The sequence below is a fragment of the Agrobacterium salinitolerans genome, assembly GCF_002008225.1.
GTDB lineage: Bacteria > Pseudomonadota > Alphaproteobacteria > Rhizobiales > Rhizobiaceae > Agrobacterium > Agrobacterium salinitolerans.
The window spans coordinates 1-26,669 of record NZ_MRDH01000023.1; the positions used below are offsets into that span (position 1 = coordinate 1).

A 26,669-nucleotide genomic window follows, 5' to 3' on the forward strand; every position below is an offset into this window, starting at 1 on the left:
AGGCAGCCTGATGGTCGTTTCCTTTCAGGTGGCCATCAGTATCGGTGCGGTCTTCGGCGGCTATATCGTCGATTCCTACGGTGCCACTGCGCCGCTGGCGCTGACCGCGATACTGGCCGCATCCACGGTCGCTCTGGCCCTGCTGCAGCGTCGTGATTGATCCTGTCCGTGACGCCAGATGCCTAAAACGTAAGTCCTGCCCGGAATGTGGTCCGGGCAGGACTTTTTTGAACAGCCGATTTTCTTGCCGTCGCTCTGGTTACTTGCGGTAGGCTAGCCCACCCCAGATGCGGCCTTCGTCTCTGTGGCGACCGCCGTGTACTGCGCCGATATAGGCAGCCGCAGCGGAAACGAGCGCGGAAGCGGCCAGCAGGAATGCTGTCAGAATACCAGCGACGCGTGCTTTTTCTGCGGCATCCGCAGCCTTGGTCTTGGCATCGTCCAATGCCTTCTGCGCCTCAGCCTTCACGGTCTCGAGCTGCTTCTGCGCTTCATCGACCTTCTTCTGCGCTTCCGCCCTGACGGCCTGCACACGTTCAACCGTCTGGTTCACGCGCGTTTGCGCATCGGTCTGGCTGATGCTTGTGCGGGCAGCGACCTGATTGGCGAGCCATGTTTTGTCGGCATCAGATATCTCGCCTGTTGCCATCAGATTGCCGAGAATGCCGCTAATCTGGCGCTGATAGTCACTGGCGCTCTGTTCACCCGTCACAGGGGTGGCGGGCGTATCGGTCCTCAGTAGCGTATCCGTGAAATAGTCGATCGGGTTAGTTCTCAGGCCCTGCGGAAGCATTTGCTCAATGCTGGGCGCTGCAGCCTGACCGGCTCCTTGCGCCAGACCACCGGCCGCACTGCCAGCGCCGGAAATGATGCCGCCCGCCATTTGGCCAGCCCCCTGAACGGCGCCGCCGACTGCGGAACCCGTGGCCTCGACGGCGGTCTGCGCCACGCTGCCAACAGCTTTGGCGCCACCGGACAGTACGCCGAGCGCGAGAAATGCCGAGACGACCGTTCCGAGCCCCCATACGACCAGGCCATTCACACCATCGCGGACCGTCAGTTCGTTCCTGTCGGCAGCGCCGGCAGGCCGACGCATGCGGCCGGCAATATAGCCACCCAGCATGTAGGAGCCGACCATGGAAATGATGACGAAGAGCGCGGTTATGATGAGCCAGACTGTGCTGATCTCGCCGCCATCGTCGGCCGAGATCGAACTCAGGCCTAGGCCGCCCGCAAATGCGGTGAGGACTGCCATGGCGCCCGAAGAGATGACGGCACCGGCGAAGATCGCTGGCCAGTCCACATAGCTGCGGTTTGGATTCGTTTCGATACCCGTTGGATCAACCATCAGCGTAGCCCCAGCAGTGAGAGAATGAACAGGACAACGACGACGAGCCCAACTAGATAGATGATGGAATTCATGCGGTATCTCCTCCGAAAGGACGATCAGTCCTCCGCGTAGCGGTGATTATGTGCAGTGAGAAACGTGAGCCGAGTGCTCCTGCACTAAACTCATCGCACCCGAAAAAGTTTCAGGACTTCTCATTGTCTCGGAAGGATTTGAACAAATTCGACCCCGAAACCGCCATGTGAGCACGGGTGAAAGATCAGGGGATGTTCCGCCTTTCGTCACTCAATCTTTGCTGACGAAAGGCCTCACTCGGGCGATGGACCGACATAGCGGGACTGCGGACGAATGAGCCGCCCTGTCCGTTGCTGCTCCAGCACATGCGCCGTCCATCCTGCCATGCGACCTGCGGCAAAGACATTGGTAAAGCTGTCGCGTGGAAAACCCAACGCCTCCAGCACCAGGGCCGTGTAGAACTCTACATTTGTCTGCAATGGCCGAAGCGGCTTCTTTTCCTTGAGGAGCGCCAGCGCCGCCGCCTCCACTTTGCCGGCAAAGGCAATGCGGCTGGATCCATCCTTGAGAGCCGACACCGCGCCTTTCAGCACGTCGGCGCGAGGGTCGCGGACACGATAGATCCGATGGCCAAAGCCCATGAGGCGCTCCCCGCGCGAAAGCGCATCCTCCAGCCATGTTTGAATGTCAGCCTCACTGCCAATCGCATCCAGCATATCAAGCACCGGACCCGGCGCCCCACCATGAAGAGGCCCCTTTAACGCACACAGCCCACCAACCACTGCTGAGAACATTCCGGCGTCTGTCGAAGCAATAATGCGGGCCGTAAAGGTCGAGGCGTTCAGTCCATGATCGGAAACCGTCGTGAGGTAAGTATCGAGTGCGCGCACCTTCTCCGGCGAAGGGTGAACGCCGGAAATCATTCGCAGAAAATCCGCTGAATGGCCGAGCGTGATATCGGGTGCAATCGGCGGAAGCCCTTGCCTGTCGCGGATGATGACCGCGGCAAAGACCGGCGCCGCCGCAACGGCCATGATGTGGTGCGCAGTCGTTTCATCATCAGGCAACGCGGACAGCAAGAAGCGCAGGCCCTCTATGGAAGAAAGATGTGACAGGTCAGGAAGCGGCTGGATCAGCTGGAAAGCCCGCTGCCGGGCAGAACCCAGCTGAGAACGAATGTCCTGCGCCGTCGCAGGCTGGGGGACTTGCTCTGCCCATAGAAGCTCCAGAACCTGTTCAAAAGACCAGCCCGCCAGGCTTGACAGATGGTGCCCGCGAATAATCAGTTCACCAGCCGTCCCGTCCACATGGCTGAGAATGGTTTCGGCTGCGACGACATCATCGAGGCCGATCACCGACCTATTGTCACTCAAGGCTGCTATCGCGGACATGTAATTTTCCTCAATCTGAATACGAATGCGCTTGAGGATGCGGCATCGTATATATATGGTCAATATTGATTGATATAATCAATATGAGATATGGAATGCAGCCTTACGACAAGTACATGAGCGCTGACCGCGCGGCTTCCGAGCTCGGCATCAGCCGAGCAACGCTTTATGCCTATGTCAGCCGTGGCTTGATCCAGACGAGCGCAGCCGAAAGTGACCCGCGTCGCAAGCTCTACAGCACCCATGATGTCGAGGCGCTGAAGAAAAGGAAAACCGTTGGGCGACGCCCCGGACAGGTTGCCGCTTCCGCGCTTGACTGGGGGCTGCCGGTTCTCGAGTCCTCTATTACGCAGATAACGGAAGGACGCCTGCGCTATCGGGGGCATGATGCGCTTGTGCTTTCACAAACCGCGACCCTGGAGGATGTGGCCTGTCTGCTGTGGGATTGCGGTGAGACTAACCCTTTCGATGACATGAAAGCCGCACCTGCCCCATGGCCACAGCCGATCCTTGATTACGTCAGCACCCTGCCGCTGACGGAGCGGTGTCAAACACTTCTCCCTCTCGTTGAAGCAGGCCGCCTAACTGCGTGGAGGCGCGAAAACAATCGTCTCTGGTCCGGCGCCGCCGTTCTGCTGCGAGCTGTCGCCAGCGCCTGCAGCCTCGGCCAGCCGGGCACGCAGCCGGTTCACCTGTTTCTCGCTGACGTATGGAAGACGGATGCGGCAGGCGCTGATCTCATCCGCCGCGCTCTCGTGCTTCAGGCCGATCATGAGTTGAATGCCTCCGCATTCGCTGCGCGCGTTGTCGCCTCCACAGGCGCCTCGCTCGGTGCTTGTCTCAATGCAGGCCTTTCGGCGCTGAGCGGACCCATGCATGGCGGCATGACAAGCCTCGTCGAGCTCCTGTTCGATGAGCTGGAACGGCGTGATGATGTGGAACGGGTGATTGATGAACGGCTTCGACGCGGCGAAGCCATACCGGGCTTTCACCATCCGCTTTACCCGGACGGTGATCCACGGGCCGCGGGCCTCCTGCCCCATCTTCCATCGGATGTGAAGCGTGCTGAGCTTCTGCGAGTGATGAACGACACCACAGGGCAGTTGCCGACCTGCGATGTAGCGCTGGTGAGCCTGCGTCGCAATCTCGGGCTGCCGCGTGGCTCGGCCCTGGCGCTCTTCGCCATCGCACGGACCACCGGCTGGATTGCCCATGCTCTGGAACAGAAGCTGGACGATAAACTCATCCGGCCCCGCGCGCGCTATGTGGGGCAATAGGCATTGTGGTTTCACAGCATGGCCGGCATTCACCTCCGGGCCTGAACGTGCAACGACTTTGGCACATGCCGTGCTGCTTGATTTCGATGTGCGGCCAATGCTCGGAAATATCGCGCGGCGCTGGCCTGAACCGCTAGACTATGTTGCGGTGGATGCCGAAAACCGAATGGGTGTGAGCGCATTTGAACCGCCCCGATGGCGAATAGAACGGCGAGACGGGATCAATGAGATTTTGCAATGAACGAGCGAAACCGGTCGCTCATTTCCGGGTTGGCAGGATTATAGACCATCATGTTGAGATCCCCGCGCCCCTCCACCGCAAAGCTTGAAAACTCCAATTCAATCGTTCCGAGAACGGGATGGTGAAGGCGCTTGAGCCCTTCATGCATGCTTGTGACCTCGTTGTCGTCCCACATGGCCTTGAATTCGGCGCTGGCCGCCGAGAGCTCATCGACCAGTTGCCGGACGTCGGCGCCAGCGCCAGCGCGCGCAGCGTCCGCCCGGAATGCGCCGACGACATAACGGGCAACATTGCGCCAGTCCTCCTGCGCGGTGCGCACCCGGTCATTTGAGAAGATCAAGCGCAGAATATTGCGGTTCTCCCTCGCCAGTTTGCTGTAATCGGTAAGGATTAGGGCGGCGGCCCGGTTCCACGCAAGAACGTCCCATGTCGCCGTTCTGATGATGGCGGGGCTGAAGGGCATGGCGTCAAGCACACCCTGCAGCCGGGGCGTTATGGTCTCGGGTTGACGGTAACGCGGCTCGGGCGGATGGCCGAAGGCCAGTATATGCAGGTGGTCGCGTTCGGGATCGGTTAGCATCAATCCCTTGGCGATGCGATCCAGCACATCCGCCGAGGGCGAACCGCCCCGGCCCTGCTCCAGCCAGGTATACCAGGTCGGGCTTATATTAGCGCGCTGAGCGACCTCTTCCCGACGCAGGCCCGGTGTGCGGCGGCGGCCGGTGGCAAAACCGAACGTCGCGGGATCAAGCCGCATACGGCGATCACGCAGGAAGGCACTGAGCGCATTGTCTGTCATCGCATTCCCCGGCACAGCCTGTTGAGAATTATACCATGATAAGGTCACTACTTTAACAGGACAATTCTTCATGAGATCACCTCTCCCGTCAACGCGGGAGATTTTTATGCGTGTTTTTCTGACAGGTGCGACCGGGTTCATCGGCTCGCGGATTCTTCGTGAACTGCTGGCGGACGGCCATGAGGTGGTCGGCCTCACCCGCTCGGAGGTCGGTGCAAGAGCGCTGGAGGCCGCCGGCGCCACCGCACATATTGCAACGCTTGAAGATGCGGCAGGGCTAGCGCAGGGTGCGGAAACTGCCGATGCCGTGATCCACACGGCATTCGATCACGATTTTGCGAATTTCGCCGCCAATTGCGAAAAGGATCGCCGGGTGATCGCTGCGATCGGTACCGTATTGGCTGGCTCCGACCGGCCAATGCTCATCACCTCAGCGGTCGGCATGGGCGATCCCGGCAATGGCGAACCTGCGCGGGAAGATGTGTTCGATACACATCATTTCAACCCGCGCATCGCCTCTGAACTCGCGGGACAGGAGCAATTGCAGGCTGGCGTCAATCTCGGCGTCATCAGACTTCCGCAGGTGCATGACACGGTAAAGCAGGGCCTCATCTCGCCCTATATCGAGATGTCGCGAGACAAAGGCATCGTCGCCTATGTCGAGGACGGCGGCAATCGCTGGTCGGCCGGTCATGTCGATGATGTGGCGAAACTCTATGTGATGGCGCTCGCTCGAGGCGAACACGGTGCTCGATATAATGCCGTGGCGGAAGAAGGCGTTGTGGTTCGCGATGTTGCCGGGATCGTTGCAGAGGGGCTGGGGCTACCGCTGCTATCAATAGGCAAAGAAGAGGCTGCCGGCCATTTCGGCTGGTTTGCCCTGTTTGCCTCCATGGATCTCAGGGCTTCCAGCGCCCTCACACGGGAAAAGCTGGGCTGGGCGCCGAAAGGTCCGGGCCTGCTCGATGATCTCAGAGCCATGGATTATTCGGCGATCTAGGCATTGGCCGACCGGCGCCCACGATAGGGAATGGCGAAGACAGGCAGCATGGCAGCAACGGAAAACCAATGCTGACTTTATGAATGGAAAACGTTCAGGTGACGGACATCATTTGCCCGATTCCGGTCTGCCAAGGCCAAGCAGGTGGTAAAAGGCAATCGCTCCGATTGTCGCCGTGCCGATACCATCCAGCGTGAAGCCGGCGACATTGAGCTTGAAGTTGCCAGCGCCCAGCACCAGAGCGATACCCACGGTAATGAGGTTGCGGGGTTCGGAGAAATCCACCTTGTTTTCCACCCAGATGCGCCCTGCGGTCGCCGCGATCAGGCCGAAGACCACGACAGACAGGCCGCCGATGACGGGTCCCGGTATGGTCTGAATGAGCGCACCGAATTTCGGCGAGAAGCCGAGAATGATGGCGACCAGTGCAGCAACGATGAAGACGAGTGTCGAGAAAATGCGGGTTATCGCCATGACGCCCATGTTTTCGGCATAGGTCGTCATGCCGGTGCCGCCGAAAGCGCCTGAAAACATCGTCGCGATGCCGTCACCGATAAAGGCGCGGCCGAGATAACGATCGAGATTCTGCCCGGTCATCGCGCCTATCGCCTTGATATGCCCAAGATTTTCCGCCACGAGAATAACGACGACCGGCGCGATCAGCGCAATCGCCGATCCTGAAAACACCGGTGCGGTGAATGTCGGTAATCCGAACCACGATGCGGCCGCCACGCCGGAGAAATCGACGGGCTTGCCGAGGCCAAAGCCGTTGGCAAGCACGAGATAGGCGAGATAGGCAATCGCACCGCCGAGAAGAATGGGCAGACGGCGCGCCATGCCGGGCGCATAGACCGCAATCGCACCGACCGATGTGACCGTCAGGATAGCAATCCAGCGCGACAGCTGGTCGCCATCGGGGTTGCCCGGGCCCGAGCCAGAGGCGCTTGCGATCGCAATTGGTGCGAGGACAAGACCGATCGCCGCAACGATCGCGCCCGTCAGCACTGGCGGCATCAGCTTTTCGATCCAGTTATGACCGGCGATCATGACGATGACGCCGATCAACGCATAAAGCACCCCGGCAGCGATGATACCGCCGAGCGCCAGCGCGATATTGGGACTGACTGCCCCGGCGGCTGCCCCCGTTGCCACGAGCACCGGCCCGATGAACGCAAAGGACGAGCCGAGATAGCTTGGCACACGTCCGCCAACGGCGATGAAGAAGATCAGTGTCGAGATGCCTGAAAACAGGATCGAGACGTTCGGATCGAACCCCATGATTAGCGGAGCAAGAACCGTGGAACCGAACATCGCAACGACATGCTGAAGACCAAGCACCGCGGTCTGTCCCGCAGGCAGACGCTCATCGGGCAGGATGCGTCCTTCTGTTTTCAGTCTCCAGCGCGGAAAGTAACCACCGGTATCGCTCATATCGCCCCCCTGGCAAACAGCCGGCACGCGCCTCCCGGGGCCTTCCCGTTTCAGTTCGCAACCGCGCAAGAAAATTTGCTTTTTATGATTTGCGCCCACCGTCCGAGATCGAATCGGCAGCCGGCGCATCTTTTTCTCCGTTAACGCGATTGCCTGTCCCTGTCATCGGCTATGGGCTGTTTCCCACTGTTGCTTCCGGCGCGGAAACAATCAGCTCCCGCGCCGGTAAAAGATCGGGTGGACGGCGTTATTGCGCTTTTTCAAGCGCCGTCAGGATTTCATAGGCCGCAGAAACCCGCTCCTCATTGGGGTAGTTTTTATTGGCCAGAATGACGATGCCCAATTTCTGCTTTGGGATGAACGCCACATAAGCGCCGAAACCATTGGTGGAGCCGGTCTTGTTGATGAAGACATCCTGACGCGGTTTCATGGGCGGCGAGATTTCAGAGACCGGAACAGTCTTGAGCAGGGCACCGGAATTCAGCTCTCGCAATGTCTCCCGCTGCGCGGGACGGGCATATTGCTCCCAGACCATGTCCTGCGTCATGGCGCCGACGCTGAAATATCCCGTATGGGTGTTGGTGAGCGCCTGCTGGATTTTTCCGTCCAGCTTTTCCAGTCCCATATTCGCATTGACGAAGCGGATCATGTCTGCCGCTGTCGATTTGACGCCGTAGGCTTCCGAAGAGAGAACGGCGGGGGTCACGCGGGCGGGCTCGCCCGTTCGCTTATAGCCCTGCGCGTAATCGGCCATCTTTGCCTCGGGCACCACGGTGAAGGTGTTCTTCAGGCCCAGAGCGGGGAAGAGTGTATCTTTCATGGCGTCATCGAAGCTTTGGCCCATGGCCTTTGCGGTGATGTATCCGAGCATTCCGATGCTGGGATTGGCGTAGGTTCTGTGCGTTCCTGGCTTGTATGAGGGTTTCCAGGCCTTGAGATAGGCCAGCAACTGCTGTTCCGTCTTGACGTTATCCGGCACCTGCAACGGAAAGCCGCCGGCAGTGTGGGTGCCGAGTTGCATCAGCGTGACATCGCCGAAGGGCTTGCCCTTCATGGACGGAAGATTATCTTCGACCTTGCTCGAGAGCGAAAGCTGGCCATTCATTTCGGCATAGGTGCTGAGGGTAACCGTGAAAGTTTTGGAAATGGAGCCGAGTTCGAAAAGCGTCTGCGCCGTCACCGGCTTGCCCGAGCTTTTGGACATGACGCCATAGGTGAAGATGTGGCTTTCACCATCGACACTGATACCAACGGCAAGGCCCGGAATGCCGTTTTTCTCCATGATCGGTTTGATCGCGGCATCCGTTATCGCTTTCAGCTTTGCCTCATCGGCGGCAAAAGCCTGTGTTAACAGGCTCGTCGAGAGCAAGGCCGCCAGTGCGACATGTCTGCTGTTGAGTTTCATCTTTCGCGTTCTCCAAAACCTAGAGTGGATTTTAGGCGTGTTTGCCATCCCCAGCGAAAGACGTTTAACCGGCCTACATTGCACGAACAAATCATGATATCTCGGAGGAGGCACAAGAAAATCTAGGTCTTGAATGGTTCGGCAATTTCTCCCCCTGAACGGCCTACGGGCTTTTGAGGCATCGGCGCGACACCTGAGCTTCACCCGCGCGGCCATCGAATTGTGTGTGACGCAGGCGGCTGTGAGCCAGCAGGTGAAAGGGCTGGAAAAGCGGCTTGGCGTTTCGCTTTTTCAGCGGCTTCCGCGCGGCCTGAAGATTACCGCCGAAGGCGAGGCCCTGCTGCCGACGGTAACCAGCTCCTTCGACCAGATGGCGACGACGCTTGACCGGATCGAGGCCGGGCAGGTGCGCGAATTGCTGTTTCTGGGTGTTGTGGGAACCTTTGCCGTGGGCTGGCTGCTGCCCCGGCTGAAGGCGTTTCAAAAGCAGCATCCCTTCATCGATGTCAGGGTTTCCACCAATAATAACCGGGTTGATATGGCGGCTGAAGGGCTGGATTTCGCCATTCGCTTCGGCCAGGGATCCTGGCATGGCACGGATGCCTTCCGATTGTTCGAGGCGCCACTTTCACCGCTTTGCACGCCGAAACTGGCGGAGACACTGAAAAAGCCGGCCGATCTGATGGAAGCGACGCTGTTGCGCAGCTACCGAGCAGATGAATGGAGCAACTGGTTTGCGGCGGCCGGCGTCATACCTGCGGCACAGGTGAATGCCGGTATCGTCTTCGACACGTCTCTGGGCATGATGGAGGCCGCGCTTCAGGGGCTGGGCGTGGCGCTGGCGCCGCCATCGATGTTTTCGCGGCATCTGGCCTCCGGCGCGATCATACAGCCTTTTCCGGTTACCATTTCGCTCGGGAGCTACTGGCTGACCCGGCTGCAATCGAAACCGCCTACACCCGCCATGCAGGCCTTTTCCGACTGGCTGTTCGAGACCATCAGTGCTGCGTGATCGGCCCTATCACATTAAGGCAAGCAGAACGCCGCCTGACGCGCAGAGCAGGACCACGGCCCATGGCGGCGTTTTCCACACCGTCAGCAGGATGAAGCCGGTGAGCGCAAGGGTAAAATCCTTCGGCGTGAAGATCGCGCTTGTCCACACCGGATCGTAAAGTGCCGCACCGAGAATGCCGACGACGGCGGCATTTGCGCCGCGCATGGCGGCCTGCGCCAGAAGGTGTTTGCGGAACCCTTCCCAGAAGGGCAGCGCGCCGACGAGCAGCAACATGCCGGGCAGGAAGATCGCAACAAGGGCGATCGCCGCGCCTGTAACACCGTTGGGCTGCGGCCCCACCACCGCACCGAGATAGGCAGCGAAGGTGAAGAGCGGACCGGGCACGGCCTGGGTTGCGCCATAACCGGCGATGAAGGCATTTTCCGGAACCCAGCCCGTGGCGACGACTTCCGATTGCAGCAGCGGCAGCACCACATGGCCGCCGCCGAAAACCAGCGCGCCGGCGCGATAAAAGGCATCGAACAAGGAGAGGCCTTGTGAAGCCGCGACGGCCGCAAAGAGCGGCAGGAGGCCAAGAAGCAGGGCAAAGGTGGCGAGCGCAATGTATCCCGCACTTTTCGGCACCCGGAAGGCGAGATGGGTGGCCTGACGCGCGGCATCGGCACGACAGAAGACAAGCCCGGCGAGCGCGCCGACGGCAAGCGCCAGGATCTGCCCGAAGGCGCCGGCGACAAACACGACGCAGACGATGCCAGCAAGCGCGATGCTGGCCCGCTCACGATCCGGCGCAAGGCTTTTTGCCATGCCCCAGACCGCCTGCGCCACGACGGCAACGGCGACGATTTTCAGCCCATGCAGGAGGCCGGTGCCGACCGGCCCTTCGATGGAGGCGGCGACCATGGCGAAGAAAAACAGAAAAATGGCGGATGGCAGGGTAAAAGCCGTCCAGGCCGCCAGCGCACCGAGCGGACCTGCCCGCCGCAGTCCGAGCGCAAACCCCACCTGGCTGGAGGCGGGACCGGGAAGAAACTGGCAGAGCGCCACGAGATCGGCATAACCGGCCTCATCGATCCATTTGCGCCGCACGACGAGCTCATCGCGAAAGTAACCGAGATGGGCGATGGGGCCGCCGAAGGAGGTGACGCCGAGCTTCAGGAATGCCGCGAAAACCTCGCCGGGCGTGCCGTGTCTCTGGCCGTGCACTTCGGTCTCTATGCTTCGCGTTGACGATTTCACCAAAGAACTCCCTGCGTGCAACGGCTAGTCGTCAACACATATCAGCCTCAAAACGGTTTCGGTATCAGATACCATTATGACAGGGATATGAAGGGGCTGGCCGCATCGACGCCGGAACGTTGAGATAACGTTCCGGCGTCGTTTGGCGATTATCCAGCGAAGGGCCTATCGCTCGGTCGGCAACAGGTCGGCGAAGTGCGAGATCCAGCCATTTTCATCGGTGCCGCCGGAAAAACCCGTTGCCTCCCAGATGATGTGATGCCTGTTGCTGCCGTTATGAATAGTCACCGCGGCGGCGATGGGGGTCGGGGATCGCCACGAAAAGTTGCGGTTCGCCCCGGGCTCGAGATGGCTTAGGGATTCGAGCTGGACATCGTCGAGAAAAAGCACCGTGCTCATCTGCGTCTCATAGAGATATTCCCATCGCGCCTGCGCCAGCGCATTCGCTGCCGCAACGAGAAGATTGCTCTCGCCGACGGGATCGGCCAGGGCCGCCAGGCGCCATGCGGCGAAGATATTGGCGATATCCCCTGTGCCGAGCCCAAGGCTTGAGAAGAATTCGATGGTCTGCGCATTGTTGCTAAAAGCATCATAGCCCGCTTCGCCGAAGGGCCGAATATGCTTGACGACGAAATTGCTGAGAATTGGCATGTGTATCTCCTTTTGGGACATGGGCCACCTGTTCCCGGACGTCGACGTGCAGGAGCGCATGGTGGGATTTTGTGTTATTGGGGCGCCGGATATCTCCGGCAATCGAGGGAAATGCAGTCGGTTTGCCGGCCTAACCGAAGACGATGGCGACGCGGGCCGGCATTGCCAGAAATTCCTGCAAGCCGATGCGGGTTCTGGCGCCGCCTCGCCCTGCCGGCCATGGATCGAGAATATGAAGTTCGAGATTCTTGCCGTTCACGGTGTAGCCGTAGACGAGGTAATAGTGGTATTCCGTTCCGATCACGAAGACGCGGTTGTTATCGATCTCGTGTCTGACGGTATCGGCTGTCAGGCCATTGACGAAGTGGCCGCTTGTCGTGGTGTGATCGAAGGCGTTCCACTGGCTGGAAACCAGCTTGACGACATTGCTGTTTGCATTGGCACCGCCCTGCTCATCGATGCCGGCGGATTGATCCAGAACCTGCGCCAGCTCCCAGCGCTCCTGAACCTGCGGATCGACGCTCGCAAGCGCCTCGGTGTTGCGCCTTGCAATCTCGTATTGGGTGGCGGCGGGAAGCCCGTAATAGGCCCGCACCATCTGCTCGACGGCGGCAAAGCACCAGGCGGGGGTGTCCTGAGGCACCAAAACGGGAGGGTTATTGACTGTCGGCATGGTCTTCTCCTTTCTGAAAATGACGTGGCATGAGGCACTTCGATGGCGGCCGGATGCCTGTCGTTGATTTGGTGAATGTCGAAGTTTCGGCGGCCGTCCTGCCGGCATCTGCGCCGGCAGGACATTGCCCATGATCCCATGCCCGAGGGGGACGATTCCGGCTGAGATCATGGATGCGTTTCTGCCGAGCCGGAAAAGGAACGGCAGGGTCTCAAGGGATCAGGCGGTCTTGCTCAGATCCTGACGATAGGCCTGCAACGACGCGATTTTTGCGTCCGCGGCGGCCTCGCGTTCGGCGACGATGGCCGAGAGCTTCTCCGCGACACCCGCCAGATAGGCCGGCAGATCGTCACTTTTGATATATCCGCCCTGCAACTTGTTCAGCTTCGACCATCCTTCGGCAAAGCTGCGATTGAAGCGGTCGGAGACGATAACCACCGCGTGCCACTGGGCGGTTTGCCTGACGAAGAACTCGTCGACGGAGCGGATGAGCTGCGCGAAGCGGTTCTTTCGCAGCGTCTCCTGCCCGGCGACATTTTCAATGCCGGTGATCTGATGCTGGGCATCATCTGCGACCGCTTGCATGAAATCGGCGAAGCCCTTGAAGAAGAAGGCGATTTCTTCAACGATTTCCTTCATGCGTTTCAGCGCCGAAATGCTGACATTGAGCGATTGCACCGCAAGCTTGATCTTGTCATCCTCTGCCTGCTTTCCCTTCAGGAGGGCGTTGATCCTGATGAGTTCTGCCGCCTGGGTACGGCGCTCCTTCTCATAGGCCTCCGCCTTGTCGATCATCTGCATCTGGATTTCGCGCAGGCTGGCAGCCTGCTGCTGCTGCTCTTCGGAAAGCTTGCCCAGCCCCTTGTCCAAAGCATCGAGCGAGGCCTGCAGACTGGAAATAACCGTTTGCTGAGCGGCGATCTTTTCTTCCTGCGCCTTGAGTTCCGCGGCGCGTGCAGCCAGACGTTTATCGAGTTCGGCAAGCTCGATGGCCTTGCTCGATTTGGGGTCGGCGCTTTCCGCGTCGTCCGCAAGCTTCGCCTTGGCGTCCTCGAGCGACTTGACATCTCCCTTCAGAGCGTCGCGTTTTTCCTCGCTCTTGCGAAGCTCGGCTTTCTTTTCGGAAAGCTCGCTCTGCTTGGCGGCCGCATCGGCCTTGCTTCCGCCGCCTGACGGGGTGCGGGAGCCGCCACCCTGGCCCTGCCCGTCCGCATCCTGTCCGGCCTTGGATTGTCCCGAAAGCGCGCCGCCAACCGACGAGGCCAGCATGGAGGCGGGACCGCCTGCCACCATGGCAATGGCGGGAATTGCGCTTGAAATCATCTGCGCGCCGACCCGGACGATCGACATGACAAAAGCACGCTGCTCCGCCGTATTGGCCCGCTGCTCATATTCCCGGGCCTTCTTTTCGAATGCCGAAACCTGTTCCTTGAGATCGTTGACAAGCGATTCAAGCTGTTCCCGTCGTGCGTCCGCCTCCCGGATTTCCCGTTCCATCACCGCTTTATCGGCGAGGCGTTTGCTCAAGGCCGTTTCGCTCATATCCGTGGTTTGCGCCGTGTCCCTGATGATGGCGTCGTAGGTCGCAGCAAGGGCCAGAAGCTCGTCTCGAACGCTGAGCGCCCTATCCCGGATGCCCGTTGCGAGCTTTATCAGATCGTTGGAGACGAATGCCTTGATTTCGGCCTGATCGTTTTCTTCCCTGACATCGAGCCAGTCCGGGAAAAGATCGGCGATGGACAGGCCGATACGGGTCGCCGCCGCCATCGCGTTCTTCATGACTATTTCGCTTTTCTGCTGCGACGTGATCAGCCTGTTCATGATAGCGCTGATGCGGACGCGAATATCGCCGTTTTCCTGCGGCGTGGTGTTATAGGCGATGTAAAGCAGATCGATCGCATTGTCGGTGTCGCGCTTGGCGCGCTCGACATCATAGGTTCCCTGGATCTTATCGACATAGGACCGGACAAGCGCCGTATCAGACTTGGGAAGGCTGAAATTCGGTTGCGAAACGATCGCATCGACGCCGGCGTCGATTGCGCTGTTGATCTGGGCGGTCCGGCTCTCGAAAGTCACGACATTGTTCATTTTCATGCTCCTGTTGATGGGTGGTTGCGGAGAGTCATTGGGGGTGATCGTTCACGATCCGCATTGTTTCTTCGCGTCGTCAGGCAGCCCGGCCTCGGTGGAGGAAATGAACTGCGGCACGTCTTTGGTCAGGCCGTCGATCTCGGTCGACAGCCGCGTAACCTGACGTATTTTCGCGTCGTCAGGATTGACCTCGCTCGCTTCCTTCAGAGCACTGGTGAAGTTGGCGACCTGAATGTTGAAGTCCTGAACCTTGACGTTGATGGTAGAGATTGCCGCCTTGAGCCTGGTGATCTGCTCCTCCAGAGTTTTCACCGCCTTCTGGTTTTCCGCGTGGCTCTGCTGTGCCGCCGCAAGCTGGCGGCGATTGTTTTCGAGCTGGTTGCGAACGCCTTCAAGAGCCGCCCGGGCATTGTCCAGACGCGGCCGCGCGGTGCGGTATTCCCTCTCCGCATCATTCATCCAGCCCAGCGCCTTGACCGCCGCGTCACCGGCTTGGCAAATTCCCGGCAGGAAGAAGAGGACGCCGCTGCATATTTTTACTCGCTTGGCCTGCTCGTCCATTTCCTTCCGGGCTTTTTCGAAGGTGGCCTGACGCGCCCTGACGTTCTCGCTCTCGGACTGGACCAGCTCCTCGTAGCCCTTCACGCTGGTTTCGGACTGCACCACCTGCCGCTCCAGTTCGATCTGCAGGTACATGGCCTGCCCCAGCGCCTTCTCGCGGTCAACGCTGAGCTGCTGTTGCGCCGTCAGATGTTCCATCAGGCACGCGGATCGACGGCCGAGCAGCTCGCGGCTCGCTTCCGCCTGTTCCAGTTTCGACTGGAAAGCCGCCGTCTGCTCGGCGGTGAGGGTCGCCGCGTTCGCAAGGGTCGGCTGGCCCATGGACGGGATATCGAAATTCATTGCGAAGGCCGCAAGGCCTGCAAAAACAACATGCTTAAGTTGAATCATTTCAACCTCCTCTGAAGAATCGGGGATGAATAAAGGGCATGAAGGGCTCTACGCGCCGCCCGGCATCGCTGCCGAACGCGCCAGAGACATGGCAGTAACATTCGGGTGTCATGTGGTTTCGGATGTATCTTTCACGATGTCGTCAACGCCTAAAAAGCAACCATCAAAGATTGTATTCATGGCAAATAGACAAAAGATTTCGCATCCACGACTTCACTAATTTATGCAATAAAAACAGTCGATAACTTCATTTTCAGCGTCACTCTCGCAAACCGTCTCAAAAGGGAACACATTTTAACGCGCTCCTTAACATTCAATTTATGAGAGTATTTCTTAATACCCCGCAACAGAGCCTCGGGGGAGTGCAACAAAATGCACGCATCTTCCGGAGCGGAACCTTTCGGCTGTCACCCCTGCCCCAAGCGGCCGTTGTCAGCGAACAGAACTCACGCTTTCGAATTCGCCATAAAGTAGCGAATAACAAAAAACCACGGGAGAAAGGTATCCGGAAAAGCAGGCGCCCCAACTTCAAAGACGCACCCGAAAAGGGACTTCGCCCGACCTCGGCCGGACATGCTTCGAGAGAGGCTGGGCTTACTTGCGAACCGAATCCTGAACGACGATGCCTTCGGTGATGCCGTCGCCCATCTTTGCAGCCACATATCGACCGCCTTCAAAAAGGAGCAGCGCCTCGTCCGCGCGCTTGGAGATTTCGGCGCATTCGCCACTGTCATGTGCGCGGTGGGCATCGCATCGGTCCATGGCGGGCAATTTACGCTGGCGGCGGTGCAGGCAGTCGTCGTTCCGCGTGGCTGGGCTTCCAGCCGCAGGACACGGGCGTTGATCGACTGGCTGGAGCTGGAAAATACCGCGCAGCGTCACCCGCCCGGCGACGATAACCGCGAGCGGCCATGGTCGCTAAACGGCTGGATTATTTCGGCCATCGAGACGCTTGCCAGCACCTATCGCGTCGCGGCCTCGCCGTGGCAAACCCTCCCGGCAACGGAAACGCCTGCGGAGGAAGCCATCGGAACCGGCGTGCTTGTCGACGGTGTGAGCTGGCTTCTGCGGCACGCGCAGGATTTGCCTTTTCTCTCAGAGGAAGTGCGGATGTTTCTTGGGCATGCGCCGGGTTTCCTGATCTTGCTGGACCTGCTGTCCGCAGCGAAAGCGGACGCGTGCGATGCGACAGGTTGCGTGTTCTCCCGCAAGGCGACGGCGCGCGCCTATGGGGTCAGCCGTGCTCATGTCACGGCCATACTCGCCAGGGCCGAACGGTTGAAAATCTTGAAAAGAAACGGACCCAGAATAGTTCTGAGCGAGCTGGCATTGCAGAACGTCCAGCGCGATCTGGCCTATCAGCTCGCCTTCGTCGTTTTATGGACGGAGGCAGTGAGAACGTCTCCACTGTCCGCGGATGCCCCCGAGAGCCTGTCCGGCTGGAATGGCTCCAGCAAGCCGCGATAGGGCTTGGCGAGCGGCGTGGCATAAGCGCCGCGCTTGGCGGTGGACAACCCCATCGACACCAGCGATTCCGCCTGCTTGACGGCCGCCGCGACGCCATCGACAACCGGCACACCGAACTCATCGCGGAGTTCGGCGGCAAGATCCGCCATGCCGGCGCAGCCGAGCACGATCGCCTCCGCCCTGTCCTCTTTCAGGGCCAGCGCGATTTCCGCGCGCAGCCTTTCACGGGCGTTCGAGGCGGGATCTTCCAGCGACAGGACAGGAATATCGGCGGCGCGCACATTGCAGCGGGCGGACATGCCATAACGATGGACGAGATGTTCCAGCGGCAGCCGCGAGCGCTCCATCGTCGTAACGATGGTGAATTTCTGCGCGATGAAGGCGGTAGCGGAGACCGCCGCCTCGCAGATGCCGATAACCGGAATATCGGCGAGCGCGCGGGCCGCATCGAGCCCGGTATCGTCGAAACAGGCGATGATCGCGGCGTCGGCTCCAAGCGTCGGCGCCTTTGCCAGCTCCAGCAACAGGCCGGGCACGGCGAAAACCTCGTCGTAATAACCTTCGATGGAGACAGGCCCCATGGAGGAGGTGACGGCCAATATGTCCGTATCGCGGCCGGCTATACGCATCGCGGCGTCGGCAATGGTCGCGGTCATGGATTGCGTGGTGTTGGGATTGATGACGAGAATGCGCATTTGACGTTTCTTTATCCGCGTGAACGGCGGCGATTGAGCGTGACGATCAGGCCGAGCGTGGCCGCGATCACGAGGAAAGAAAACAGGGTTGTTACAGCACCGAGCGCGTAAAGCACCGGCGTTGTGACATTGGTGGTCATGCCGTAGATTTCCAGCGGCAGCGTGTTGTAAGTGCCTGACGTCATCAATGTGCGGGCGAACTCGTCATAAGAAAGCGTAAATCCGAAAAGGCCGACGCCGATCAGGCTCGGCGCGATCATCGGCAGCACCACATGAGCAAAGGTCTGCCAGGAGGAAGCGCCGAGATCCCGGGCCGCTTCCTCATAGGACGGCGAAAACCGGTTGAAGACGGCGAGCATGATGAGAACGCCGAAGGGCAGCGTCCAGGTGAGATGCGCGCCGAAAGCTGATGTATACCATGAAGGTTCCAGCCCAAGCTGCTGGAATAGAACACCAATACCAAGCGATATGATGATCGACGGCACCACGAGGCTTGCGACCGACAGATAAAATAGCGGCGTCGCGCCGATGAATTTGCGCCGGAAGGCAAGGCCCGCCAGCAGCGAGACCAGCACGGTAACGGCCATGACCATCAGGCCAAGTGCGAATGAGCGCCGGAAGGAGCCCCCGAAATCTCCGACGGCCTGCTGTTCGAAGAGATTGCCGAACCAGTGCAGCGAAACGCCGTTCAGCGGGAAAGTCAGGCCGCCATTCGGCCCCTGAAAGGCGAGGATGAGGATGGCCGACAGCGGGCCGTATAGAAACAGCACGAAGAGGACGAAAAAGAAGGCGAGGATGTAGAAGTCGCGGCCGCGTTTTTCCTGATGCATGGGATCAAAGCTCCTTGCGGATATCGACGATGCGCAGGATGCCCGCGACCATCAGAAGAACGAGGATGAGCAGGATGACGGCGTTCGCCGCAGCGGCCGGATATTGCAGCAGCGACATCTGGTTCTTCATCATCAGCGCCACCGAGGCGCTCTGTCCGCCGGACATGACCTGAACCGTGGAGAAATCCGCCATGACTAGGGTGACGACGAAGATGCTGCCGATGGCCATACCGGGCTTGGCAAGAGGAATGATGACGTTGGTGAGTGTCTGCCAGCCGGTCGCGCCCGCATCACGCGCCGCCTCGATCAGCGATTTATCGATACGCATCAGCGTGTTGAAAATCGGCGTGACCATGAACAGCGTATAAAGATGCACCATGGCCAGCACCACGGCGAAATCCGAATAAAGCAGCCATTCGATCGGCTCGGGAATGATGCCGGAACCCACCAATGCGCTGTTAACAAGACCGTTTCGCCCGAGAACGGGAATCCATGAAATCATGCGGATGATGTTCGAAGTCAGGAACGGCACGGTGCAGACAAGGAACAACACCATCTGCATGGTGGTGGTGCGAATGTGGAACGCAAGGAAGTACGCCACCCAGAAACCGCAGAAAAGCGTGATCGCCCAGACCATGGCGGCATATTTCAGGGTATTGAGATAGGTCTGCCAGGTGACCCAGGACCCTAACGTTTCGCTATAATTGAAGGTGACGAAATCGGGATACATCTGGGCGAAGTCGTAGTCCCAGAAGCTGACGATGGCGATCATCAGGATCGGAAGAGCCAGGAAAAAGCCGAGGATCAGCAAAAGTGGCAGGGACTGAATATAGGACACAAGCTTCTGCGGCAGGGCAAAGCTGCGGGGCGGCTTGTCCTTTTTTTCACTGACGCCAATGAGTCTGACCGTCACCATGGTGAAGCCTTTCGCTGTATTTGCAGAAGCCCGGCGGCTTTCGCACCGGGTAGTGTGTCAGGCAAAGTTCTCTTCAAACGCGACGTCATCCTTGGGCTTGTCCCGAGGATCCAACCACGTTTGATGTGGTGGGTCGTTAGATCCTCGGGTCAAGCCCGAGGATGACGTCGCGTTTAGAGGCTCTGTTGCTGTCAAGACCGGCGGCCAACGCCACCGATCTTGTCTGTTTCGGGTACTAGGCAGCGATGAACTCGTTCCAGCGGCGGACCATGTAGCGGTCTTCATCCATGACGGAGTTCCAGCACGCCACCTTGCCCATGCGCTCCTCGAAAGAGCCGCCGTCGCGCACTGCACCGGCCTTTTCCATGACCTTGCCGTCGGGCGCGATGATGTCGCCCTGCGCCGGCTTGCCTTCCACCCAGTAACCCCACTCGTCGGCCGACATGTGTTCTTTCGCCGTATCCATGGCGGCGGAATAATAACCCTGACGATTGAGATAGGCGCCGACCCAGCCGGAGGTGTACCAGTTGATATATTCATAGGCTGCGTCGAGCTTCGCGCCGGACAGGTGCTTGGCGAGACCCAGACCTCCGCCCCAGGAACGATAGCCCTCCTTCAGCGGCTGGTATTTGCAGGCGATACCCTTGGAGCGGACGGCGGCAACGGCCGGCGACCACATGGACTGGATGATGACTTCACCCGAGGCCATGAGGTTGACGCTTTCATCGAAGCTCTTCCAGAAGGCGCGGAACTGGCCGTCCTTTTTGGCCTTGATGAGGAATTCGATGGTCTTGTCGATCTCCTCCTTCGTCATGTTGCCCTTGTCGGCATATTTGATGTTGCCCATGGCTTCCATGATCATCGCCGCATCCATGATGCCGATGGAGGGGATGTTGAGAATGGAGGTCTTGCCCTTGAACTTCGGGTCCATGATATCGGCCCAGCTGGTGATATCGCGACCGACAAGATCGGGACGGATGCCGAGCGTATCGGCATTGTAGATGGTGGGAACCATGGTGAAATAATCGGTCTCGCCCTTCGCGAATGTCTTGTCGCCGGGCTTTTCAACGAAACCGACCGTGTGCGGCGCGGTACCCTGCGCGACCACGCTGTCCGGCTTCAGCTTGCCGTTTTTGAACAGCGGCACGATCTTGTCGTAATATTTCAGCTTCTTGATTTCCATCGGCTGAATGACGCCGGCCGGATAGACCTTCTTGAGGATCCAGTATTCGATATCGGCGATATCGTAGGAGTTCGGCTGGGTGACGGCGCGCTGGGCGGCGGCGTCGGAATCCGTCGCCGTCATTTCGAGCGTGATGCCGAGGTCTGCCTTGCACTTCTCGGCAATGGCATTGAGGTTGGAGACGCCGGTGCCGAACTGGCGGATAGTAATCGGGTTCTGTGCCCAGATGGTCGGGAAGCCGGTGATGAGGCCGGAGCCGATCGCCGCACCCGTGGCGGCCGCGCCCGCCTTCAGGAGGCCGCGGCGGGACAGGCCCTTCTTGCTTTTGGTGGTATCGGTCATTTCAAAGTTCTCCTCTGGTTATTTTTGGGGTCACTTCTCTACCCGGCCGAGCACGATGGCATCGGCCGCATTCCATGAAAGCGGTATGGCGTCGCCGGTCCTGACCGGATTCTCGAAAAAGGCGGCATCGCTGAGGATCACGTTGAAATCCTCGATGCCTGCGCCCGTCACGGCGATCTTCACGCTTGCGCCGCGATATTCGACGTTCGAGACGATGCCGGTGAAACCGAGGCCCGGCTGTTGCGCCTCACCCACGCGCACGCGGTCGGTGCGCACGGCGATATCGACCGCGCCCTCATCCGAGGCGACGCCGCCTGCCGTGAAAGTACCGCCGCCCGCCACTTCGAGCGTGACGAGGTCTCCCGATTTTTCCCGGTAGCGCCCGGAAATGACGTTGTGGTCGCCCATGAAGCGGGCGACGAAGGCGGTGGCCGGACGCTCGAACACCTCGCGCGGCGTGGCCGCCTGTTCGATGCGGCCGTCATTCATGACGACGACGATATCGGCAAGCGCCATGGCCTCTTCCTGGCTGTGGGTGACATGCACGAAGGTGATGCCGAGCGAGGTCTGCAGTTTCTTCAGCTCGGCGCGCATACGGATCTTGAGGAACGGGTCCAGCGCCGAAAGCGGCTCGTCCAGAAGCAGCGCCTCGGGATCGGTAATCAACGCACGCGCCAGCGCCACCCGCTGCTGCTGCCCGCCGGAAAGCTGGGCCGGACGGCGGCTGGCATAGGGTTCGAGCTGCATCAGCCGCAGCATATCGAGCGCCTTGGCCCGTCGGGTTTCCTTGTCCACACCCTTCATCTTGAGGCTGAAAGCGACATTGTCGACGAGATCGAGATGCGGAAACAGCGCGTAGGACTGGAACATCATGGCCGTACCGCGCCGGGCGGGTGGCAGATCGGTGACGACCGCATTGCCGAGCCTGATGTCACCGCTGGAGATGCTTTCGTGGCCGGCGATCATTCTGAGCGTCGAGGTCTTGCCGCAGCCCGACGGCCCAAGCAGGCAGCAATAGCTCCCGGCCGGTATTTTGAGGCTTATCGCATGCACGGCGGTGGTGTTGCCGTAAATCTTGGATACGGACGCGATGTCGATTGCTGCGGCTTTGCTCATAAACACTCTCCTGCGACGTCTTTGTCATGCAGGAGGCGTGCCAATCGGCTTAGCCTTTGATGTAAAATGATATTCTTCTGCGGTCCGGAAAGCTTTGCCCGGACTTGCCCAATTTTACGTCGATTGTTTTCGATTCATTGCAGAAATTGTATGCAATCCAAAAATCCGAAACGCCCCGCGCTTCACCCGGCCTTGAACCGGTCGAAAGCGGTGAGATATTTGACCGTAGGATCGGCATCCCAGCGGTAAATTTCGGTCCGCAGGAAATGCAGTTCCTCTTCGAGCTTTTCCTCCGGCAGTTCGACCCACCAGGATTTCGGCCGTCCATCGGAACCGTCGGACCAGCGATAGCCCCGCTTTTTCAGATGATCCTTCATGTCGAACGGGCTGTTTTCCGCGTAGAGGCGCACCCTTGAGCGCAGGCTCGCCTCATGGAGTTCTGCAAACGGCGTTCTACTCTGGCCAGGGCGCGTCTGCTCCAGCACTTCCAGCAGGGCGAAACAATCGTCCACGGCACGATGGCCGTCGTGGAAATAGCCGGATTGCCCGATCAGATAACCGAGTTTGTTGCCCTCGAAACCACGCGCGCGCCAGTCAATTTCCGAAACGGAGCAGGCCCATGCCTTGTCGCGGAAGATCGGCGAGAAAGCCTCGCAAAAGGGGCGGTCGAAACCGGCATTGTGGGCGATGATCAGATCGGCATGGGCAATGAGGGCGGTCAGCCGGCCCATGTCTATCGACTGCCCCGCCACCATCTCGTCGGTGATCCCGGTCAGACGGGTGATTTCTTCGGGAATGGCGATACCAGGCTGCCGCAACCCGCCATAGATGCCGGTGACATCGCCGATTGTGCCGTTATCGTCGAATGTGAAGGTGATGACGCCGATTTCGATGATCTCGTCGGTCCGATGGTCGAGGCCCGTCGTTTCCGTATCGAGGATCACGCCCTGACGGGCGAATTCCGGCCTTGGCCGATCGATGACCGCGCGCGGCTGCAACCGGCGCAGGATACGATAATTACCGGTGGATTCAAGATAAGCAGCAAGGGCCTCATCGTCCGTAGCGGTCTTTTGGGTCGTTTCGCGACCACCCGCTTTTCGCCCTCTTTCAGCCTGCGGAAGCCGCGCTGCCGCGGGAGAGAAAAAATCCAACTGGGAGGTCATTATGCGCCTGTCCGCCTTGCCCGGAAATCAAGATTGAGTATTCCAACATATGCGCACGGGCTCACAGTAACAACCGCACTGAGCCTCATCCACAGAAACGGGATAGGCAGACAGTCGCGATTTCGCTTTGAGATATCTGGCGACCGGGACGGCTATAACGGCCCGCCTCACGACGCCGGACGATTGAGACTATCCGCGCAATTGCCGCAATTGCCGATGATCTCGGTCGTCCTGGTGCTGAAGCCGATCAACTTGTTATGATCAGCCCCTTCGCGGGAAGCCGATTTACCGGTCCAGCGCGCGCAGTTTTTACCTGTTGCGGAACACGGTGCAGGGAACGCCCGCCCGCCGGATATCGCCACAAAGCGCGTTGGCTTCAGCTCTGGTTTCCCGGCCGATGCGGGCGGCATAACGCGGCCGCGAACCGAAATTGCCGCCCCGCTGCCGCACGATCAAAGCCCGCTCGGCATTCAGCGGCTCGGAAAGCTGCAGGATCGCCCGGGTGAAAAGCCGGTTCGCCACGGCCGGATTATAATGCGCCGCAAGCTGCACGCCCCAGGGCGCCCAGTCAGCCGATGCAATGAGAACGGGATCTTTCATGGTGCGGGTGTCGGCGAGACGCACGCAGGCATCGAGAAAGGAACGGTTGTCATCCAGCGCCGGTGCAGCCTTTTCCGGTGGATTGTCCTTCCATGTCTCCACCGGATAACCGGTGATCGCGAACACATAATCGCGGGTTTCGGTGGGCAGGCGGCCGTTGGCGATGAAGTTCCGCAAGCCCGCCTCCCCCGCATTGTAAGCTGCGGCGGCAAGGCCGAAATTGCCGAACTGCACGTTCAATTCGGAGAGATATCGGGAAGATGCCTCAAGCGCGGCGATGATGTTGAAACTGTCTTCGAGACCGCGCATCTGCGCCGTTCCCGGCATGAACTGGGCAATGCCCTCCGCCCCCTTCGGACTGACCGCACTCGCCCGGAACAGGCTTTCTCGCCAGATCAGCCGGGCGAAATAATCCGGCGGAACGGCATGGCGGACGGCGAGAACCTCAATGGCATGGCAAAGATCGTTATTGTAACTGTCGGCATTGATGCACAAATCCGGCGCGACATCATGGGTATAAGCGCAGGCGGTTTTTTCCCTGGCGGGCTCTTCGGCTTGCGCCGCCCCAAAGGCTGCGGTCAGCAGACACAGGGCAAGAGCCATGCGGCTTGTCGATATCCCTGCCAAGCGAAAGTCCCCGAAAACTCCAGACACGATGTGCCGATTATCGGCCAATCCGGAAGATATGCCCAGCTTTCCGGCTTGTCATCACGTATCGAACTTCCAATGGACTGGCGTGATCGGATGGGGCGAGGACTGCGGGCAGCCCCTTTTAAGTCAATAGTGGAGGGTCAACTTTCTCTCGACGTCATCCTCGGCCCTGTGCCGAGGATCTAATCACGTCGAATAAAATCAATACGTTGCAGATCCTCGGGACAAGCCCGAGGATGACGTGGGCGTGATTGGCTCGGCTTGCTGAGGCCTCACCCTAAAAGTCCTGCCACTCCTCCTGCTTTACGGCAACCGCGGCGGAACCGCGCGCCGCAAGCGGGCGGGATGCGCTGCGATGCGAGCTCGCCGGCGCGGATTGCTGCTCGAAGCCACTGCGCGCTGAGGCGGAGGATCGGGCCATGTCCTCGAACCGGAATTGCCCGAGAAGTTCGAACAGCGCCGCCGCTTCCCGCGCAAGGCTGTGGCTTGCGGCGGTCTGCTCCTCGACCATGGCGGCGTTCTGCTGGGTGCCCTGATCCACAGTGTTGACCGCCTGATTGATTTCCGCAAGCGCCGTGGACTGTTCGCGCGCGGCATCGACAATCGCGACGACATTGGTGTTGATGTCACGCACCTGCTCGGCGATCTCCTGCAGGGCCGAGCCGGCCCTGGTGACAAGGCCGACACCGTTCTCCACCTGCGCCCCGGAGGCATTAATCAGGCTCTTGATTTCCTTGGCAGCCGTTGCCGAACGCTGCGCGAGTTCGCGAACCTCCTGGGCAACCACGGCAAAACCCTTGCCCGCCTCACCGGCACGGGCGGCCTCCACGCCTGCATTCAATGCCAGAAGATTGGTCTGGAAGGCGATTTCGTCGATCACGCCGATAATATTGGAGATTTCACGCGATGATTTTTCGATCTGGTCCATGGCCCCGATCGCATCGCGCACCACCTGGCCCGAATGTTCCGCGTGGTCACGGGCGCGGGCGACGATCTTGCCAGCCTCTTCGGCGCGGCGGCTGGAATCGTTGACGGCGGTGGTGATTTCCTCCAGTGCAGCTGCCGTTTCTTCGATGGAGGCGGCCTGCTGCTCCGTGCGTCTGGCGAGATCGTCGGCAGCAGACCTGATCTCGTTGGAACCGGAAGAAATGGCGCCTGCATTTTCAGACACCAGCGTCATGGCCCTTTTCAGCTTTTCCGAAGCCGCGTTGAAATCCGTGCGCAATCTATCAAGCGAGGGGATGAAGGGCTTGTCGATGTTCTGGGCAAGATCGCCCTCGGCCAGATCGGTGAGGCACTGCGCCAGCTTTTCGACATTCTCGACGCGGCCGGTCACGTCAGTCGCGAATTTGACGACCTTGAACACCTTGCCGTTGAGATCGAAGATCGGGTTATAGGACGCCTGGATGAAGACCTTGCGGCCGCCCTTGCCAAGCCGCATGAACTCGTCCGCCACGAGATCGCCGCCGGCCAGCCTTTCCCAGAACTGCTTATATTGCGGCGACTGCGTATAGGCCGGTTCGCAGAACATGGAATGGTGCCTGCCCTGCACCTCCGCCAGCGAATAACCGAGCGCGGCCAGAAAATTCTCGTTTGCGGTCAAAACCTCGCCGTTCGGGGAGAATTCAATGATGGCTTGCGCCCGAGACAGGGCGTCGATCTTGCCCGCGTCTTCCGCCGCCTTCAGTTTGCGGTCGGTAATCTCGGTGGCGATCTTGACCACTTTCACCGGCTTGCCGCGACGAAACACCGGATTGTAGGACGCCTCGATCCAGACTTCCCGGCCGCCCTTGCCGATGCGCTTATATTGCCGCTGATCGAACTGACCGGCCGAAAGCTTGGACCAGAAGGCCCTGTAATCCTCAGAAGACACGACCGCAGGTTCCACGAACATGCTGTGGTGCCTGCCGAGGATTTCCGAAAGCTCGTAACCGAGCGCCCGACAGAAATTCTCGTTGGCGTTGAGAATTTTTCCCGAAAGGTCGAATTCAATGATGGCCTGGGATTTGGAAAGCGCGGCAAGAACCGCAAAAGCATTGGCACCACGATCAAGAATACTCACGCGCAGTCCTCCATTAGAAAGGGATGATTTCTATTCAAAATCATTCGTGAATATTATTATTACATTCTTAAATAATATTTAAGGATAAATTTGATGTTCGTCATCTGCGGTTGCGGAAAC

General features: G+C 59.5%; 22 protein-coding genes and 1 pseudogene. 5 read left to right on the forward strand and 18 right to left on the reverse strand.

All coding sequences use genetic code 11. The features are described 5' to 3' along the window. Positions 1 to 160: pseudogene (locus tag BS627_RS24245) on the forward strand (MFS transporter); the annotation flags it as partial. Between the two features lie 99 nt (positions 161 to 259). Here the strand turns inward: BS627_RS24245 and BS627_RS15850 are convergent. After that, positions 260 to 1,348 carry a hypothetical protein gene (locus tag BS627_RS15850; protein ID WP_077984153.1) on the reverse strand — a complete coding sequence of 363 codons (1,089 nt, stop codon included), beginning with the start codon at positions 1,346 to 1,348 and terminating at the stop codon, positions 260 to 262. A 308-nt stretch (positions 1,349 to 1,656) separates the two neighbouring features. Next, complete coding sequence (locus tag BS627_RS15855) at positions 1,657 to 2,754, reverse strand: citrate synthase/methylcitrate synthase (protein ID WP_077984350.1); 1,098 nt, start codon at positions 2,752 to 2,754, stop codon at positions 1,657 to 1,659. 116 nt (positions 2,755 to 2,870) lie between these two features. Here BS627_RS15855 and BS627_RS15860 point away from each other — a divergent pair, with 116 nt between their 5' ends. Further along, positions 2,871 to 4,031 carry a citrate/2-methylcitrate synthase gene (locus BS627_RS15860; RefSeq protein WP_165691274.1) on the forward strand — a complete coding sequence of 387 codons (1,161 nt, stop codon included), beginning with the start codon at positions 2,871 to 2,873 and terminating at the stop codon, positions 4,029 to 4,031. Positions 4,032 to 4,252: 221 nt separating this feature from the next. Here the strand turns inward: BS627_RS15860 and BS627_RS15870 are convergent, their stop codons facing one another. Beyond that, positions 4,253 to 5,071 carry a helix-turn-helix transcriptional regulator gene (locus tag BS627_RS15870; RefSeq protein WP_077984155.1) on the reverse strand — a complete coding sequence of 273 codons (819 nt, stop codon included), beginning with the start codon at positions 5,069 to 5,071 and terminating at the stop codon, positions 4,253 to 4,255. 106 nt (positions 5,072 to 5,177) lie between these two features. Between BS627_RS15870 and BS627_RS15875 the strand changes: the two genes are divergently transcribed. Continuing rightward, the gene (locus BS627_RS15875; protein WP_077984156.1) at positions 5,178 to 6,071 is read left to right on the forward strand and encodes an SDR family oxidoreductase; all 894 of its coding nucleotides are present in this window, start codon (positions 5,178 to 5,180) and stop codon (positions 6,069 to 6,071) included. Between the two features lie 108 nt (positions 6,072 to 6,179). Here BS627_RS15875 and BS627_RS15880 read toward each other — a convergent pair whose 3' ends face one another. Both BS627_RS15880 and ampC read right to left on the reverse strand, forming a co-directional pair. Next, a complete protein-coding gene (locus BS627_RS15880) occupies positions 6,180 to 7,502 on the reverse strand; it encodes a solute carrier family 23 protein (RefSeq protein WP_077984157.1) in 1,323 nt (440 codons plus the stop codon). Between the two features lie 247 nt (positions 7,503 to 7,749). Continuing rightward, positions 7,750 to 8,907 carry a class C beta-lactamase gene (gene ampC, locus BS627_RS15885; protein WP_077984158.1) on the reverse strand — a complete coding sequence of 386 codons (1,158 nt, stop codon included), beginning with the start codon at positions 8,905 to 8,907 and terminating at the stop codon, positions 7,750 to 7,752. A gap of 133 nt (positions 8,908 to 9,040) precedes the next feature. Between ampC and BS627_RS15890 the strand changes: the two genes are divergently transcribed. Continuing rightward, complete coding sequence (locus BS627_RS15890) at positions 9,041 to 9,919, forward strand: LysR family transcriptional regulator (protein WP_077984159.1); 879 nt, start codon at positions 9,041 to 9,043, stop codon at positions 9,917 to 9,919. A gap of 9 nt (positions 9,920 to 9,928) precedes the next feature. Here the strand turns inward: BS627_RS15890 and chrA are convergent, their stop codons facing one another. From chrA to BS627_RS15915, 5 genes are all read right to left on the reverse strand, one after another. After that, positions 9,929 to 11,158 (reverse strand): chromate efflux transporter, encoded by a 1,230-nt coding sequence (gene chrA, locus BS627_RS15895; protein ID WP_077984352.1) that lies wholly within the window; start codon positions 11,156 to 11,158, stop codon positions 9,929 to 9,931. Positions 11,159 to 11,323: 165 nt separating this feature from the next. After that, entirely contained in the window at positions 11,324 to 11,830 is a 507-nt protein-coding gene (locus BS627_RS15900) for a hypothetical protein (protein WP_245307150.1), read from the reverse strand. A gap of 109 nt (positions 11,831 to 11,939) precedes the next feature. Beyond that, positions 11,940 to 12,482 carry a papain-like cysteine protease family protein gene (locus BS627_RS15905; protein WP_077984161.1) on the reverse strand — a complete coding sequence of 181 codons (543 nt, stop codon included), beginning with the start codon at positions 12,480 to 12,482 and terminating at the stop codon, positions 11,940 to 11,942. Between the two features lie 219 nt (positions 12,483 to 12,701). Continuing rightward, positions 12,702 to 14,570 (reverse strand): tyrosyl-tRNA deacylase, encoded by a 1,869-nt coding sequence (locus tag BS627_RS15910; protein ID WP_077984353.1) that lies wholly within the window; start codon positions 14,568 to 14,570, stop codon positions 12,702 to 12,704. Between the two features lie 51 nt (positions 14,571 to 14,621). Continuing rightward, positions 14,622 to 15,524 carry a hypothetical protein gene (locus BS627_RS15915; protein WP_077984162.1) on the reverse strand — a complete coding sequence of 301 codons (903 nt, stop codon included), beginning with the start codon at positions 15,522 to 15,524 and terminating at the stop codon, positions 14,622 to 14,624. Positions 15,525 to 16,097: 573 nt separating this feature from the next. Here BS627_RS15915 and BS627_RS15920 point away from each other — a divergent pair. Next, positions 16,098 to 16,991 carry a hypothetical protein gene (locus tag BS627_RS15920; RefSeq protein ID WP_077984163.1) on the forward strand — a complete coding sequence of 298 codons (894 nt, stop codon included), beginning with the start codon at positions 16,098 to 16,100 and terminating at the stop codon, positions 16,989 to 16,991. Here the strand turns inward: BS627_RS15920 and BS627_RS15925 are convergent. The 8 genes from BS627_RS15925 to BS627_RS15965 form a co-directional block, all read right to left on the reverse strand. Next, positions 16,883 to 17,686, reverse strand: coding sequence for an aspartate/glutamate racemase family protein (locus BS627_RS15925; protein WP_077984164.1), 804 nt, complete (start codon positions 17,684 to 17,686; stop codon positions 16,883 to 16,885). The genes BS627_RS15920 and BS627_RS15925 overlap by 109 nt on opposite strands. Before the next feature lie 11 nt (positions 17,687 to 17,697). Beyond that, positions 17,698 to 18,516, reverse strand: coding sequence for an ABC transporter permease (locus tag BS627_RS15930; RefSeq protein WP_077984165.1), 819 nt, complete (start codon positions 18,514 to 18,516; stop codon positions 17,698 to 17,700). A gap of 4 nt (positions 18,517 to 18,520) precedes the next feature. Continuing rightward, positions 18,521 to 19,432: an ABC transporter permease gene (locus BS627_RS15935; RefSeq protein WP_077984166.1), complete on the reverse strand. Its 912-nt coding sequence runs from the start codon at positions 19,430 to 19,432 to the stop codon at positions 18,521 to 18,523. A 235-nt stretch (positions 19,433 to 19,667) separates the two neighbouring features. Then, positions 19,668 to 20,957: an ABC transporter substrate-binding protein gene (locus BS627_RS15940; protein ID WP_077984167.1), complete on the reverse strand. Its 1,290-nt coding sequence runs from the start codon at positions 20,955 to 20,957 to the stop codon at positions 19,668 to 19,670. A gap of 30 nt (positions 20,958 to 20,987) precedes the next feature. After that, positions 20,988 to 22,073 (reverse strand): ABC transporter ATP-binding protein, encoded by a 1,086-nt coding sequence (locus BS627_RS15945; protein WP_077984168.1) that lies wholly within the window; start codon positions 22,071 to 22,073, stop codon positions 20,988 to 20,990. 182 nt (positions 22,074 to 22,255) lie between these two features. Then, positions 22,256 to 23,236, reverse strand: a complete 981-nt coding sequence (locus BS627_RS15950) for a 3'-5' exonuclease (protein WP_077984169.1) — start codon at positions 23,234 to 23,236, stop codon at positions 22,256 to 22,258. Positions 23,237 to 23,545: 309 nt separating this feature from the next. Then, on the reverse strand, positions 23,546 to 24,439 hold the full coding sequence (locus tag BS627_RS15955) for a transglycosylase SLT domain-containing protein (RefSeq protein WP_077984170.1): 894 nt from the start codon (positions 24,437 to 24,439) through the stop codon (positions 23,546 to 23,548). A 325-nt stretch (positions 24,440 to 24,764) separates the two neighbouring features. Continuing rightward, positions 24,765 to 26,549: a methyl-accepting chemotaxis protein gene (locus tag BS627_RS15965; protein WP_077984171.1), complete on the reverse strand. Its 1,785-nt coding sequence runs from the start codon at positions 26,547 to 26,549 to the stop codon at positions 24,765 to 24,767. Positions 26,550 to 26,669 lie beyond the last annotated feature (120 nt).